General features: G+C 68.2%; 11 protein-coding genes. 6 read left to right on the top strand and 5 right to left on the bottom strand.

The genetic code is table 11. The annotated features are described in order from the left end of the window. Positions 1-5: 5 nt before the first annotated feature. Both OXG83_08885 and OXG83_08880 read right to left on the bottom strand, forming a co-directional pair. Positions 6-2,375: a TonB-dependent receptor gene (locus tag OXG83_08885; GenBank protein ID MCY3965141.1), complete on the bottom strand. Its 2,370-nt coding sequence runs from the start codon at positions 2,373-2,375 to the stop codon at positions 6-8. Between the two features lie 148 nt (positions 2,376-2,523). Beyond that, positions 2,524-2,901, bottom strand: a complete 378-nt coding sequence (locus tag OXG83_08880) for a hypothetical protein (protein MCY3965140.1) — start codon at positions 2,899-2,901, stop codon at positions 2,524-2,526. A gap of 70 nt (positions 2,902-2,971) precedes the next feature. Here OXG83_08880 and OXG83_08875 point away from each other — a divergent pair, with 70 nt between their 5' ends. The 4 genes from OXG83_08875 to OXG83_08860 all read left to right on the top strand — a co-directional run bounded on the left by OXG83_08875 (position 2,972) and on the right by OXG83_08860 (position 7,496). Beyond that, the gene (locus OXG83_08875; GenBank protein ID MCY3965139.1) at positions 2,972-4,147 is read left to right on the top strand and encodes a Gfo/Idh/MocA family oxidoreductase; all 1,176 of its coding nucleotides are present in this window, start codon (positions 2,972-2,974) and stop codon (positions 4,145-4,147) included. Positions 4,148-4,166: 19 nt separating this feature from the next. Further along, complete coding sequence (locus OXG83_08870) at positions 4,167-5,084, top strand: outer membrane beta-barrel protein (protein MCY3965138.1); 918 nt, start codon at positions 4,167-4,169, stop codon at positions 5,082-5,084. A 62-nt stretch (positions 5,085-5,146) separates the two neighbouring features. Beyond that, the gene (locus OXG83_08865) at positions 5,147-6,049 is read left to right on the top strand and encodes a TIGR03560 family F420-dependent LLM class oxidoreductase (GenBank protein ID MCY3965137.1); all 903 of its coding nucleotides are present in this window, start codon (positions 5,147-5,149) and stop codon (positions 6,047-6,049) included. A gap of 19 nt (positions 6,050-6,068) precedes the next feature. Then, positions 6,069-7,496 (top strand): aminotransferase class I/II-fold pyridoxal phosphate-dependent enzyme, encoded by a 1,428-nt coding sequence (locus OXG83_08860; protein MCY3965136.1) that lies wholly within the window; start codon positions 6,069-6,071, stop codon positions 7,494-7,496. Between the two features lie 18 nt (positions 7,497-7,514). Here the strand turns inward: OXG83_08860 and OXG83_08855 are convergent, their stop codons facing one another. The 3 genes from OXG83_08855 to OXG83_08845 form a co-directional block, all read right to left on the bottom strand. Beyond that, a complete protein-coding gene (locus OXG83_08855) occupies positions 7,515-10,019 on the bottom strand; it encodes a VWA domain-containing protein (GenBank protein ID MCY3965135.1) in 2,505 nt (834 codons plus the stop codon). A gap of 77 nt (positions 10,020-10,096) precedes the next feature. After that, the gene (locus OXG83_08850; protein MCY3965134.1) at positions 10,097-10,972 is read right to left on the bottom strand and encodes an isoprenylcysteine carboxylmethyltransferase family protein; all 876 of its coding nucleotides are present in this window, start codon (positions 10,970-10,972) and stop codon (positions 10,097-10,099) included. Next, a complete protein-coding gene (locus OXG83_08845) occupies positions 10,969-12,678 on the bottom strand; it encodes a glycosyltransferase family 39 protein (protein MCY3965133.1) in 1,710 nt (569 codons plus the stop codon). Before OXG83_08845 ends, OXG83_08850 begins: the two co-directional genes overlap by 4 nt. A gap of 118 nt (positions 12,679-12,796) precedes the next feature. On the opposite strand from OXG83_08845, the gene OXG83_08840 reads away from it, so the two are divergent. Next, on the top strand, positions 12,797-13,885 hold the full coding sequence (locus OXG83_08840; GenBank protein MCY3965132.1) for a citramalate synthase: 1,089 nt from the start codon (positions 12,797-12,799) through the stop codon (positions 13,883-13,885). Next, entirely contained in the window at positions 13,882-15,660 is a 1,779-nt protein-coding gene (locus OXG83_08835) for a hypothetical protein (protein ID MCY3965131.1), read from the top strand. Before OXG83_08840 ends, OXG83_08835 begins: the two co-directional genes overlap by 4 nt. Positions 15,661-15,697: the final 37 nt, after the last annotated feature.

The following is a 15,697-nucleotide window of genomic DNA, read 5'->3' as shown; positions in this document are numbered from 1 at the left end:
CCTCCTTACCAGTTGAAGTCGATGCCGACACCGGCCGACCGTGGCCGACCGAAGATGCCGTAGGCGCCCGGCAGTCCGAACGGAGCGCCGTTGTACAACTGGCGTTCGTACTGGTGGTCGAGCAGGTTCTTGCCCCAGGCGTAGAGCGCCCAGCCGCCGCGCCGGTAGCCGAACCGGCCGTCGAGCAGCGTCCGGGTCTTCAGCCGCGTGATCTCCGGCGCCGCCAGTTCGCTGTAGGCGTCGTCGGCGTAGCTCAGCGTTCCGCCGGCGAACCAGCCCGCCGGCGAGCGCCAGTTCAGACCCGCGGAGGCGCTCCACGAGGGCGCCTGCGGCAACGCCCTGCCGGCGTAGTCCACGCCGTCGAGGACGAAGTGCACGAACTCGGAGTCCGAGATGCCGAGCGACCCGAAGAGGCTCAGCGCGTTGCTGACGAAGACCTCGGTCTCGATCTCGAGGCCCTGAAGAAGCGACTCGCCGGCGTTCGCGACCAATGAGTCGAACTGCGGGAAACCTCCCGGAGGCGTGTACGGAATCTGCTGATCGGTCCAGTCGATCCGGTAGAGGTTCGCGTTCAGGATCATGCGGCCGTTGGCGATGCGGTGCCTCAGGAACAACTCGAAGTTGTCCGTGAACTCTTCGTCGAACGGCTCCGCCAGCCCGAGCAGGAGCCCGAAGGCGAACCCGCCGGCCTTGAAGCCGCGTGCGTACGACGCGCCCAGCGAGGTGTTCTGGGCCACGTCGAAGGTCACCGAGGCGGATGGGAGCACCTGTTCGAAGTCCGTCTCGGCGTCCAGCTCGGTGATGAAGCCGTTGTTGTCCGCGAAGTTGACGTTGGCCCTGGAGTCACGGCTGAGCCGGACGCCCCCGGTCAGGTGCACCCGATCCGTCGCATCCCACTCGATCCGTCCGAAGAAGTCGGTCTGCTCGACGTCCTCGGTCAATCTGGTCGTCCGGTTGAAGGGAACGATGTTGCCCAGTCCGTCGGGGAAGAAGCCGGCGCCTGTGAAGCCGTAGCCGAAGTCGGACCGCGAGTGGAAGGCGCCAAGCAGAACGTTCACGCCGGCGCCGCGGTACGAGGCGCGGATCTCCTGGCTCGCGACGTCGTCCTGGCTCCACGCGTCGACGTTCAGAATGTCCCAGGGCGTGAAGTCGGCGTCGAAGAGCTGCGCGCCGTCGAACTCGCTCGCGCCGACGACGGCGTCGAGGGCCCAGCGCTCGCCGAGGTCGATGTGCGCCTCCAGGTTCAGGAGGTCGATCTTGGAAGGAAACGCGTCCTCGCGGTTCCAGACCTGCTGCCGGTCCTCCATCGTGATCCCCCGTGCCGGGTCTTCCATGTGGTAGCCCCAGGGGATCGAGTCCGAGTCGCTCCGGAGCCAGGTGAGGTCGAACCGGAGGCTCTCGTCGGCCCGCGGTCTCAAGGCCAGCAGAACGCGGGTCGTCTCGACGTCCGTGCGGTGCCGGTCGTCGGCGCCGTTCACGATGTTCGAGACCGCTCCGCGGATGTAGCGGTCCTCGTGGACGACGCGCGCGGAGAGAATCCCGTCGACGAGCTCGACGTTCTGCATCAACTGGATCCGCTCCGTATCGAGACTGCCGCCCTCGACCCGGACGCGTCCGTCGTAGCCGTCGAACGCGGGCCGGTTGTAGTTGATGAGCACCGACCCGATCAGGGAGTTCGGCCCCTGCAGGGTCGACTGGGGTCCACGGAGGATCTCCACCGACTCGGCGTCGAACAGGGACGGGTTCAGATGGTCGCTCGTGCGCGGTGCGAGCGCCAGTTGATTGACGAGGACGGAGGCCAGGGCGGTGCCGTTGGAGTGGTCGGACTCCAGGCCGCTGTTGTTCACCCCGCGGATGGCGTAGCCGCCCTGCTCGGCGGCGCCGACGTAGACGTTCGCGGCCCGGTGGAAGGCGTCCTCGACGTTGACGATCGCGTCGGAGTCGATGCGGTCGGCGCCCAGATGGGCGACGCTGACGCCGAACTCCTGCCTGCCCGTGCCCAGCTTGCTTCCGACGACCGTGACCTCCTGGATGAGACTCTCGATTCGCAGGCGGACATCCAGGTTCGCGCCGCCGGCACCGGAGATCGACACGCCGTCCCGGTTCAGGGTGTCGAAGCCGCTGAGACTGAAGGAGACCGAGTAGTCCCCGGCGGGCAGATTGCCGATGACGAAGGATCCTTCGGCGTCCGTCCTGGCGGAGCGGGGGCCGTCGGCGAGGGCCGGGCTCGCTGCCTCCACGGTCACGCCCGGCAGGGCGGCGCCGGTCTGATCGGTCACGGTGCCCGAGACGTCGCCGTCCCGTGCTAGGGCGGGGAGCGGCAAGAGAAGGAGGAAGGCGAGCAGAAGAGAGTTCCTGGGTCGAAGAGAGTGCATGGCGAGAAGGTCCTGTCGTCGTCGATTCGAGTCGATGGGTGGCGGTCGTTGGCTGGGGCGCAGCGGCCCGGAAGCACACCGCTACGATCGGCGGTGCGCCCCTCTGCGACGCTGCAAGGCCGACCCTAGGGTCGGAGGCGGTGTCGACTCAGCCCTTGGGCGGTCCGCGGGCCGTCCGCTGCCGGTGCTCGCCGCTCTCGAACCTGCCTGGACCCTCCGACCTCAGCGCGGTCGACGGAAGGTCCGGGGGCTTCGTGGCCAGGCGTTTGCCGACCTGGTTGGTCGTGGCTCGGCCGAGCTGGCAGGCGATGCAGGAATGGTCGTGCGCCGCCGCGGCCGTGCCGACGGTGGCGTGGCTCGCGGCTGCCGAAGCCTCGGCGTCGTGATCGACCGTGCAGTGGGTGGCGTTCGTCTCGACGGCGTCGTGGCCGTGATTGTTCGCGTCCCAGGCGCCCGCAAGCAGGATGGCGCACGTCAGCGCGAGGGCGTTGACGGTGGCGAGCGGCGAGCCGGGCCGGTCCAGCATCGGTTGCGGAGGGTAGCAGAGGCCGGTGCGGCGGCTATGCTCCCGCGAGTCGATGGGGGAGTCGCGGCAGTTGCGAGTTGGGATCGTCGGCGCCGGGTTCCTCGCCGAAACCAGGGCGCGCTGCTGGAAGCAGGTCGTCTCGGCGAGCGTCGGCGGCGTCGTCTCGCGCCGCCGCGAACACGCCGAGGACTACGCACAGCGCTTCGACGTGCCGGCCGTCTTCGACGACCTCGACGACATGCTCTCGGATCCTTCGATCGACGTCGTCGATCTCTGCGTCCCCAACCGCCTGCACCGCGACATGACCGAAGCTGCCGCCGCGGCCGGCAAGCACGTCATCTGCACGAAGCCCCTGACCGCCTACACCGGCCAGGATCTGCCGGAGGACGCGAGCGACGCCGACGTTGCCGCTCGCGACCGTTGCGAGATGCTGCAAGCCGCCGAAGCGGACGCGCGTGCCATGGTCGAGGCGGCGAAGCGCGCCGGCGTGCAGCTTCTCTACGGCGAGAACTGGATCTACGCTCCCGCGTTCCGCCGCGCGCTCGGCCTGCTGGAAAAGGCGGACGCGGTTCTGCTCGAGATGCGGGGCGGCGAGTGCCACAGCGGCTCTCACTCTCCCTACTCGCGGGTCTGGCGGCACACAGGCGGCGGCGCCCTGATCCGGCTCGCTGCCCATCCGGTCGGCGCCATGCTCCACCTGAAGCGGGTGGAAGGGTTACGGCGGTCGGGTAAGCCGGTACGACCCGCCTGGGTCAGCGCCGAGACCGCGGATCTGAGCGCGGTCGCCGGCGTGTCGGCGGACGAACTCCGCGTCGCCGGCGGTTGGGGCGAGGTCGAGAACTGGGGCTGCGCCACCATCGGCTTCGACGACGGTTCACGCGCCGTCGCCTGGGGCGGGGATCACGTCCTCGGTGGAATGGAAAGCGGCCTCGATCTGTTTGCCAGCAACTGTCGGTTGAGGCTCAGTCTGAGCCCGAACGACATGCTCCGCGCGTACACGCCGGACGGGAACGTCTTCGACGACGCCTACATCATGGAGAAGATCGACTCCGGCGCCGGCTGGACGACGCCGATGCCGGACGAGGACTGGACATCGGGCCAGCTCGGCATGTGCCAGGCGTTCGCCGCCAACCTGCTGGACGGCGTGGCCGCCGAGTCGGACGGCGAGCTTGGCCTGGAGGTCGTGCGGGTGCTGTACTCGGCGTACGTGTCGGCGGCGGAAGGGCGACGGGTAGGGTGCGCGTGAGTCACTGGAGGGACCGAGAATGAGATGTAGTAGTTGGATCGGGACGGTCGTGTGCCTGCTGCCGCCACTCCTGGGCACCGCTTCCACGGGGATCGCCGAGGCACAGAACGGTCCCTACCTTGGGTTGGAGTTGGGCATCGGCAGCGGCGCGTCCATGACCCTGGACGGCACGGACAACGACGTCGCGACCACCTGTGACGGCTGGATCGTGCCGATCGACGGCACGAACGCGGGCTGCGATCCTCCGCCCTCGGCATGGTCTTCGGACATGGGCGGCAGCGACTCCGGGATGATGGGCGGCCTCGCGGTCGGCTATCGCTTCGGCAACATCCGCGCCGAACTCGAGTACACCCACTCGGCACTGACCTACGACGCGGTGGCCGATCTGGCGGCGACCGACGATGTGACGGTGGACAAGGCGCAACAGGAACTCGAGATCGCGGAAACCCGGATCGAGACCGTGCAGTACGAGAGCTTCTTCGCCAACGCCTACTGGGACTTCACGCCGGGCGCGAGAGTCTCGCCGTACGTCGGCCTCGGCCTCGGCACCGCGGATGCTTCGATCGACTACTTCAACCGGTGGAAGCGGAACGGCAATCCCGACGCCATCACGACGTTCGCCGGCCATCCGGACGAGGAGAGCCTGCGGCGGATCGTCGCGGGGACGACGACCATTGCGAACACGAAGCTCCAGGACAGCGTGTCCGCCTACCAGTTGCTGGCGGGAGTCGACTTCTCGGTGAACGACTCGGTAAGGCTCGGCATCAAGGCGCGTCTGGTCGAGTACGGCGACTTCGAGACCGGCAGGCTGCCCTGGGACCAGCTCCGGAGCCACCACTCGAGCCGAAGCCCCGGCGGGACCGACGTCACCTACGTGATGTCTACCGGCGACCTCAGCATGTGGGGTGTCAGCTTCGGGATGAAGTACAGCTTCTGACTCGAGGATGCGCGGTAGGGTACGCGCCCTCACCGCTCACGTGACCGCACGGAGTCCCGCGAATGCGATTCAGCTACTGGCCCGCCCCGACGATGCCCTGGTCCGACTTGCTGGAGATGTCCCGGCACGTCGAGGCGACCGGCTGGGACGGCATCTGGTACGCCGACCACTTCATGCCGAACGGCGAGGACACATCGGCGCCGTGGGCGGAGAGCTGGACGACAATCGCTGCTCTGGCGGCGGCGGTGCCACGCGTGCGTCTCGGTCCGCTGGTCACGGGCAACACCTACCGGCATCCGGCGGTGCTGGCGAAGATGGCGGCGACGATCGACCACATCTCGGGCGGCCGGGTGGTGCTCGGCCTCGGCGCTGGCTGGCAGGAGAACGAGCACCTCGCCTACGGCATCCCGTTCTACACGATGGGCGAGCGGCTCCGCCGCCTGGACGAGGCCTGCCGGACGATCAAGGCGCTCTACGGCTCGCAGAGGGCGAGCTACGTTGGCGAGGCCTACCAACTCGTCGATGCGCCGCTCGAGCCCAAGCCGGTCCAGGACCCGCTGCCGCTGATGATCGGCGGCGGCGGCGAGAAGGTGACCCTGCGAATCACCGCCCAGCACGCCGACGAGTGGAACGTTTGGGGTACGGCGGACATCCTCAAGCACAAGATGACGGTGCTCGACGCCCACTGCGAGAACGTGGGACGGGACCCGGCGGAGATCGAGCGCTCCGCCGTGGCGCTGCTCTTCCTGAGCGACGACGAGGCGTTTCTGGCCAAGGTGCGGGCACGCGGCACGGGAATGCCGTCGAACATCGGCGGCGTATCGGAGATCGTCGACGCGGTCGGTGCCTACGGCGACGCCGGAGTCCACGAGTTCATCGTGCCGGCGTTCAACCTGGGCGCGAAGGAACGCCAGAAGGAGGTCCTCGACCGGTTCATCGAGGAGGTCGCACCCCCCTTTCGGTAGGTGACTAGAATGGTCGGGCATGGGACCACGCCGCTCCGACCTCCGGATGTCGCAGGAAGACATGCTGGCTCTGGCCGGAAAGGCCGCGGAACTCGCGGTGGCCCGGATCGAGAGCTTGCCTGACGAGAGCGCTTGGGACGGCGAGTTCAAGGAAGGGCTCGAGCGGCTATTGCTCGAGGGTCCGCCGGAGGAGGGGCACCCGGCCGAGGGGGTCCTGCAGCGGGTCGTGGAGGACATCCTGCCGATGACGACCCGGCTGGACCACCCCCGCTGCTTCGGTTTCGTTCCGTCGGAGCCGACGTGGCCCGGCGTGGTAGCGGATTTTCTGGCCTCCGCCTGGAACGTGAACGCCTGCACCTGGCTGGTTGCCAGCGGTCCGAGCCAGGTCGAACTCGTCGTCCTGGACTGGTTCCGGCGCTGGCTGGGCTATCCGGACAGCTCGGGCGGGTTGCTGACGAGCGGCGGTTCCGCCGCCAGCGTCGACGCCTTCGTGGCGGCCAGGGAAGCGGCGGGCAATCCCGAGCGCCCAACGGTGTACATGAGCGACCAGAGCCACAGCGCACAGGCGCGTGCCGCGGTGATCGTCGGCGTCAGGCCGGAGGGCATTCGCGAGATCCCGACGGACAGTGCGTTCCGCCTGGATGTGGAGGCCCTCGCGCGTGCGGTTGCGGAGGATCGTGCCGCGGGCTTCACGCCCCTGGCAATCTGCGCCAATGCCGGGGCGCCCAGCACGGGAGCGATCGATCCCCTCCAGGCGATGGCGGACCTTTGCCAGGCGGAGGACATCTGGCTTCACGTGGATGCCGCCTACGGCGGCTTCGCGGCGATCACGGAGAAGGGCGGGGAGCTTCTCACCGGAATCGAGCGAGCCGACTCGATCGGGCTCGACCCCCACAAGTGGCTGTTCCAGCCGTACGAGGTGGGCTGCCTCCTGGTGAAGGACGTCCGGACGCTGGAGAGAGTCTTCGCCTTCAGCACGACGGTTCTCCAGGACACGGTCTGGGGAGCGCACCATCCGAACCTCGACGACCGCGGCCTGCAACTGAGCCGGTCGTTCCGCGCCCTGAAGATCTGGATGTCGATTCAGACGTTCGGCATGTCCGCGTTCAGACGGGCCGTCTCGAAGGGGATGGAGCTTTCGAAGCGGGCCGAGGAGTACGTTCGGGAGAGCCGGACCCTGGAGCTGCAGGCGCCCGCGACGCTAGGCATCGTCTGCATGCGCGTCAACCCTGAAGGCGCCGGTCTGGACGACGGGACGCTCGAGAACGTCAACCGGGAGGTACTCGCGCGTCTCTTCTGGGATGACCGCGCGTTCGTTTCGTCGACAAGTCTGCACGGGACGTTCGCGTTGCGGCTCTGCATCATCAACCACTCGACGGGTTGGGACGACGTGCGGGAGACGCTGGAGGCGATGGAACGGTTCGGCGAGGACGCGCTGGCGGTGTAGGGCCCTGCCAGGCCGCTTTTAGGGGTAGTACCCCGCCATCGTCCGCACGTCGGCGCCGCGGCGGTCCACTTCGACCCGCACCACGCGGAACTCGCTGTCCGGCTTCGTGCTCGTCGACTGGTAGGTGAGCAGGTAGCGGTTCCTGAGTTCCCGTTCGATCTGCCGGTAGATCGCGTCGAGTTCGCTGACCTGATCGATGAAGAACGCCTGGCCACCGGTCTCTCCCGCGATGCGCTCGAGGACTCGACGGGTGGTTCTGTCCGTCGCCGCCTTCTTGAGTCCGATGGCGTAGATCGTCACGCCGGATCGGTGCGCGGTCTCGAGGGCGCTCTCGAACGTGAACGAGCTGTTCTCGTCCCGGCCGTCGGACAGGAGGAGCAGCGCCTTCTGGCCGCTGATGCCGTCGAAGTAGCTGAGTGCGTAGACCAGACTGTCGTAGAGCGAGGTCGTGCCGGTCGCCTTGAGGCCCGAGAGCGCCCGTGCGAGCTGGCCCGTGTTCTTCGTGAACCGGCTCTCGACCTGGGTGCGGTTGGCGAACGTGAGGATCGCCATTCGATCCTTGGGTTGAAGAGCCGTGTCCACGAACCGGCGCGCGGCGGTGCGGACCTCTTCGATCGATTCCTCCATCGAAGCGGAGGTGTCGATCAGGAGGCCCGCGTGGAAGGGCGTGTCGTCGACCCATTCGAAGCGTCGGACTGTCTGCGGAACACCGTCTTCGGTGACCGCGAAGTGATCCTGCTCCAGTCCGGGGACCGGTCGTCCGCTTTCGTCGACGACGCTGGCGAAAAGCTCGATGTACTGCACGTCGATCCGCTCGATCGGGTTCGGGCTGTTGATGAAGACGACGTCCTCCGTGCTGCTGCCGTCGGCGAGAAAAGCGGCCGCTCGAAGGTAGGTCAGGTTTGGCCCGTCGAGCACGACCGGCTGGACCCAGGGCGGCTGGTAGAGCGTGGCGATCCGCTCCTCGCCCAGGAACAGTTCAAGTCGCTCGATCTCCTCGCCGTCCGGCACCGCGATCTCGACGACGGCGCGGGTGCTTTGCAGATACTGTTCGCCGGAGCGCGGCTCGATGAACCGGGCGCGGAAGCGCTGGCCGCCGCGATTGACGGACATCTCGTCCGAGGCGACGACCTCGCCGTCCTTGAGGCCTTCCACCCGGATCCGGTGCTCGGTCGGATGGGAACCGAGGTTCAGTTCCACACCATAGGGGGGCCGGCGTTTGCGCAGGATCTCGCGGCCGTCGAGCGAGAAGGCGACGGCGTCGAAGTCGCCGATCGCGTGCGTGGAGAATCGGACCATGCCGACTCGCAGGCGTTCGTCTCGCGGCGGCACCAGCCGCAGCAGGCGTTCGCCGCGGGACGCGGCCTCGTTCGCCTCGGCGAGGGCCGGGAACGTCTCCAGGATCGTTTTGCGCAGCGATTGCGCCTGCTCGAGGTTCGGCACGTCGACCGTCTCATTGACGACCGCGAACTGCTGGCCGAAGACGTCCTCGATCTTGAGCCGGACCTGGACCTCGCCCGGACGCAGGTAGCGGGTGAAGACGAGCGGGATCCGCGCCTCCTCGCCTTTGCTGCCCGCGGGAAGCTCGAAGCGGTAGCGGAAGGTCTCGAACAGGTGATCGTCCCTGATCACTTCGCCGGTCATGTGAAAGCTGTGGTACTCGCGCTCCTGGAAGGTCCTGCGGCCCGCGCTGGCGTTCGGAACCAGCACGAGTCCGTGCGTCACCGTCCGCGTCTGGTTGCGGCCCGGGAAGTCCCACTCGAGGTCGACGTCGAAGCGAGGGGCACCTGCCGGGACGTCGGTGTTGAAGGCGGCGAAGGTGGCCAGCCACTCCGCGGGAGGCTCGGGAGGCGTCGAGACTTCTTCCAGGACTCCGGTGCTGGCGAGGTCGCGCTGCAGCGCCTGGGCGGCCCAGCCGAACCACTCGTCCGCGCAGAGCACCCTGATGTTCGTCGTCGGCAGGCCGCGACGGGCCGTTGGACGCCGTACCGCGCTCTTGTGCCAGAACTGGTAAGGCCGGTTCCTGCTCGTGCGCACGAAGATGACGACGAAGTGGCGCGGTGTGCGGTCGCTGCCGCCGTAGAACCAGATCTCCAGCTCGCTGCCGCGCGAGAGGCAGTATGACGCGGTGCGTCCGTCGGGCAGGACGAACCGTCCCGGCGGGCCGTTCAGCAGGTAGAAGAGGGCCCGGGCATCCTCGAGCGTGCCCCACTGGCTGAGCGCCGCGTCCACGCGATCCTCCCAGAGCACGCGCAGTTCGTTCAGCGGTGTCCGTGGATCCGGGTCGCGGGCCTTCCAGAAGGCCTGGATGAACGCCTCGCGCCGGTAGTCCTCGGGGAGGCCGATGAAGAACGCCCGCTCCTCTTCACTGATCAGTGGCCCGACGCGCTCCAGCCAGCGGACGAACTGGACGTCGAGAGGCTCGGGCGGGGCGGAGTCGCCGGTCTCGTCGGCCAACGGCGCGCCGCCAGCGACGACCAGCAGGAGCGCGGTGAGGGCGGCGACTCTGAGACAGACGGTCATCGGCGTTACGGTCATGTACGTCAACGGATTCCGGCCGTCATTGCTTCCATCGGCTGGACGCCGGTTGCCCGAAGGGATCAGTGCCCGGAGCGCCCCCGCTTGCGGATCCGCCGCATGACGGCGACGACGACCGCAAGCGCCAGCACCGAGGCGGTGAGGGGAAGATCCTGCCTGAACCAGACGCCGGCGGCCAGTTCGCGGACGATCACCTGGTCTACCCAGCGCAGGAACACGAGGATCGCGGCGATCAGCAGGAACGAGTTGTACTCGCGCAGTAGAACCGTCCGCCAGCTGAAGTGTGTCTCCGGCGGCCGCCACAGGTGGGGCCGGGGCCAAAACGTCGGCGTGCGCTCGGCCCAGCGGCGGTGGGCGACGCCGAAACGCTGGACCAGGAATCGCTCCTCGGCGGCGATGACGCGCTCGTAGAGCAGCCAGTAGACCAGCGCGGCGGTGAGCACGAACCACCACGACCTGACCGCGAGCGCGAACCCGAGCAGCACGAACAGGTTGCCGAGGTAGACGGGATGCCGGCTGAGAGAGTACATGCCGGATGTGTTGAGGCGGCTGGCGCTCGGGGCTCTGAGGCTGCGGGTGGAGGCGCCGGGTGGAGCCGATCCGACAGCGGCTGCTCGCACGGCCATGCCGACCAGGGAGACCGCAAGGCAGGCCGCGAGCCAACCGAGGCCAGGATCCTGGGGAAGGGCTGCGGATCGCCGTTCCAATACCGCGAGCAGCGCCGGCGGCAGGAGAAAGACAACGAACAAGCCCCGGTGCCGAAACAGGAACAGGCCCTGGTCTGCGAGCCGGCGGCTGAGTGGGCCGAAGCGGCGGCGCGGTTCGGGCCGCGGCGGAGCGATGGCCTGTGCCTCGGCGCCGCTGCCCTGGACCAACCGCGGCACCGTGGTATCCGTGGCCAGGTCGGGAGCCAGACCCAGGCTGTCCGTGTCGTTCATGGTTGCGCTTTCGAGTCCGCCAGGCGGGCGGCGGCTTCCGGAGTTGTTAGCAGGATGTGGCCCTGACGTGGATCGTGGTCCCGGCTCACCTCTACCAGCCCGAGCGGCGGATCCAGGGCGTCCAGGTTGTCCCGTTCGATGAGTAGCCAGACGTTCTTGTCGGTGCGGGCCACGAACCGTCGTAGAGCTTCTTCGTCCCCCTGGTCATGGACCTGGGTGCCGCCGTGCAGATCAACGGCGAAACGCTGGGTGTAGAAGAGGAACGCGGCATCGGGAACAGGGTAGATCGCGTAAGGCTCGTCGGGTTCCGCCCACTGGACGAGGTCGCGCGAGAGTGCGCGCGCCGACTTGAAGGCGTCGCCCAGAGGCAGCAACCGCACCGCGGTGACCGACATGGCGAGTCCGAGGCCAGTTGCAAGGCAGGGTATCAGCAGATCGGGACGGCGACGCGCCGCGAACCAGAGGCCGGCCGCGCCGGCAACCAGGGGCAGGGCGGCCATCACTTGCAGCTCCGTGATCGTGCCCGCCGAGATCGTGCCTTCGGGCAGGTCGCCGGCCGCCGTCGGCACGGCCGCGACCAGGACGGCGAAGAGCACGAGCACTGCTGCCGCCGACGTCAGGAACGCCGCCCGGTAGCGGGGCCAGCGGTCGCGGATGAGGAGCACGCCGTGGGCGGTCAGCATCGCCAGGGGCGCTGAAAGGGCCAGCAGGTACACGGTTCGCTTGCCGCCCGAGAGGCTGAAGAACACGAACGTGCCGGCGATCCAGATCAGCAGGAAACGGACCGCCTGACCCTGGCGACTCCCGGGCTCCTCGCGGGATTGGCGGAAGGCGGCGTAGATCGCGACCGGAGCCAGCAGCGTCCAGGGCGCGAACGTGCCGGGAAGGGTCTGGAAGTAGTAGTGCCAGGGTTTCGGATGGTAGGTCGCGCCAGCGTAGCGCGACAGGGTCTGGTCGAGCACGAGGGCGTCGAAGTAGGAGCGCCCTGCCAGCCACACCGCGGGGCCGAACCAGGCCAGGACGATGACCGCCCAGAGCAGCAGTCCGCGGCCGAGCCGAAGCTCGGCGATGCCGGCGCGGTCGCGCTCGAAGGCGAGAAACAGGATGACGGCGAGCAGGGGTACGACCAGCCCCACGGGGCCCTTCGCCAGTGTGGCCAGACCGGTGCACGCGAAGAAGGGAAGGTACGCCTGGGAGCTGCGGCCTGGGGCGGCCCCGCCGGAAGAACCGAAGCGTGTGCGCGCCCAGCACAGGATCGCCAGCAGTTCGAGGAACGTGAGCGTCATGTCGATCTGGCCGACCCGGCTGTTCCACATGACCAGGCCCGAGGTGAGGAAAACCGGCGCCGCGAGCCAGGCCGTCGCCCGATCGAAGAGGCGCGCGGCGAGCGCGAAGACGACCAGAACGGCGCCGACTCCGGCGAAGAGAGACGGAAGGCGCGCCGCGACCTCGTCGACGCCACCCCTGAGAGCGCCGAAGAGCGCGATGTTCCAGAAGTGGAGCGGCGGCTTGTGGGTGTAGGTCTCGCCGTTCAGGCGCGGTACCAGGAAGTGCTCCAGTGCGAGTGGCGGCTCGAGCATCTCCCGGGCGACTTCCGCGTAGCGCGGCTCGTCGGGATTCCAGAGGTCGCGGCTGCCGATGCCGGGCAGCAGTACCGCGATTGCGGCGGCGGCGAGGATCAGGTAGGCAAGCCGGTTTCCTCGCACGGGGAGGATCCTGACACAGCAATTCCTGTTGCCGACGCGCCTTCCACGGGCCGGGGATAAGGTAACTGCTTCCCGTTCCACGAAGTGCCGGTCTCGAAACAGGCGGAGGTGCCAGCCGATGAGTCAGTTGCCGAAGTCCGTGACCATCACGGACGACACGATGAGGGAGGGTCTGCAGATCGAGAGCGCGGACATTCCGGTGGAGGACAAGCTGCGGTTGCTCGATGCGCTGGGCGAGACCGGTGCCAAGGTGATCTCGATCGGCTCCTACGCCCATCCCAAGTGGACCCCCCAGATGGCCTGCATCGACGAGATCGCCGAACGCTTCGTGCCCAGGCCGGGTGTTCGGTACACGGCGGCGATCTTCAACAAGTACGGGTTCGAGCGCGCGGACCGCTGGTATCCGAAGCTCGATGTCAGGCAGCGCCGGATCGGCACCCACGTCGAGTTGTGCGACACGTTCGCCCGCCGCAACTACAACGTCACCCAGGCGCAGCAGATCGAGCGGATTCCGGCGATGATCGAACAGGCGCGTGCGCGCGGCTTCGAAACCGGCGCGGTGGCGATCGGCAATCCGTTCGGATCGAACTTCGAGGGCGCCTTCTCGCTCGAGCAGCGGCTCGACCTGCTGGCGCTGATGATCGACCGCTGGCATCAGGCGGGCTTCCGGGTCACGCGCTGCTCGATTATCGAGGCGATGGGCTGGAACATGCCGCACACCGTGCGCGAGACGCTGGTCGCCATCCGCGAGCGCTGGCCAGAGATCACGGACTTCCACTGCCACCTGCACAACACGCGTGGGGCGTCGATGGTCAGCTACTACGAGGCGCTGAAGCTCGGTGTGCGTGAGTTCGACACCTCGATCGGCGGTATGGGCGGTTGCCCGTACTGCGGCAACGGCCGTGCCGCCGGGCACGTGCCGACGGAGGACTTCGTCGACTTCTGCCACGAACTGGGCATCGAGACCGGCTACAGGCTCGACAAGCTGATCGAGGCCGCCTGGATCGCGGAGGAAGTCGTCGGCCATTCTCTCTGGGGCCACGTCTCCAAGGCGGGGCCCCGGCCGCGCGGCGACGGCGATCTCTACCCGCGGCAGATGCCCTTCGTCGAGACGCTCGACGAGGCTTCGCACTTCCGCAACGGCCCGCCGGTCTACACCGGCCAGCGGTCCCCGTGGAGGTCCGACGCGGCGCTGTACCAGTCATGAGCGCGGCGGCCAAGGCTCCGGGAGCGGGGGTTCGCTACGAGGCGGACGAGCGGACGCCGACGCCACTCGCCGCGACGATGGGCCTCCAGTACGCCACGCTCTGTGTCGCGGGGATCGTGCTGACCCCGGCGATCATCGTCCGCGCCGCGGGCGGCAGCGATGAGTACCTGGCTTGGGCGGTCTTCGCGGCCATCTTCGTGAGCGGCATCGCCACGATCCTGCAGGCCGTGCGTCTGTGGCGGATCGGCGCCGGCTACATCCTGCTCATGGGCACGTCCGGCGCCTTCATTGCGGTCAGCATCGCCGCCCTGAGCCAGGGCGGTCCCATGCTCCTCGCCAAGCTGGTCATCGTCTCGTCGCTGTTCCAGTTCCTACTGTCCGCTCGGCTTCTGCTGCTGCGCCGGCTGTTCACGACGACCGTCACGGGCACGGTCATCATGCTGATCTCGGTCAGCGTGATGCCGATCATGTTCAACCAGTTGACCCTGGTTCCCGACGATGCGCCCCGTGCCGCCGCTCCGGTCACGTTCGTCGTGGCCATCGCGGTCATGGCGGCGTTCGGCCTTCGGGCCAGGGGGATCGGGCGGCTGTGGGCGCCGGTCGCGGGCGTCGTGGCTGGCTCGATCGTTGCCGTGCCTCTTGGGCTCTACGACTTCGAGCAGGTGGCCGCGGCTGCGTGGATCGGTGCCCCGGCCGGCGGCTGGCCCGGGTTCGACCTGTCCTTCGGGCCGGCTTTCTGGGCGTTGCTGCCCGGCTTCGTCATCGTGACGTTGATCGGCGCGGTCGAGACGATCGGTGATGCCGTGGGTATCCAGCGCGTCTCGTGGCGGACGCCGCGGGCGCCTGACTACCGGGCCGTGCAGGGCGCCGTCGCCGCCGATGGACTTGGCAACCTGCTCTCGGGCATCGCCGGCACCGTGCCGAACACGACGTACTCGAGCAGCATCTCGGTCACGGAACTCACCGGTGTGGCCTCACGCCGGGTAGGGATGTGGATCGGGATCATCTTCCTCGGTCTGGCTTTCCTGCCCAAGGCACTCTCCCTGGTCCTCGCGATTCCCGGTCCGGTCGTCGGCGCCTACGGGCTGGTGCTGATCGCGATCCTCTTCGTGCTCGGCGCCAGGATCGCCGGTCACGGAGGGATCGACTACCGCAAGGCGCTCGTGATCGGCGTGTCCTTCTGGATCGGCGTCGGCTTCGAGAACGACCTCATCTTCGCCGATCAGCTCGGCGGCTGGGCCGCGTCCATACTGGGCAACGGCATGACGGCGGGTGGACTCACGGCGATCTGCCTGACCGCGTTCCTCGAATCGACCAGGCCGCGTCGCAGGCGCCTGGAGGCCGAGGTCAGCACGGCAGCCGCCGCCAGGATCGGCGGTTTCCTGCGCGCGCAGGCAGCGCGTGCCAAGTGGGGCGAGGAGGCGGCGGAGCGCCTCTTGTCGGCGGGCGAGGAGGCCCTGCTCAGTCTGGTGGGCGGAGACGAGGAAGCGGAGCGGGGTGCGAAGCGCCGCCTGCTCCTCCTGGCGCGCGTCGACCGTCAGGCGGCCGAACTCGAGTTCGTCGCGGCCCCGGGCGGGAGGAACATCGAGGATCGGATGGTGCTCATGACTCCCGAGGCGCCCGCTCCGATCGAGAACGAGCTGTCGCTGCGGCTGCTCCGTCACTTCGCGTCATCGGTTCAGCACCAGCAGTATCACGACACGGATGTGCTCACGGTCGCCGTGAGCAGCGACAGCAGGGAACCGAGCGGGCACGTGGAACCGGCGGGAATCTGAGGGGACGCGGGAGCATTGTAGGATGCACGGCAGCGGT

The organism is Acidobacteriota bacterium, from assembly GCA_026707545.1.
Classification (GTDB): Bacteria; Acidobacteriota; Thermoanaerobaculia; order Multivoradales; family Multivoraceae; genus Multivorans.
The sequence above is the reverse complement of the archived record's forward strand: the minus strand, read 5'-3'. Positions and strand labels throughout refer to the sequence as shown.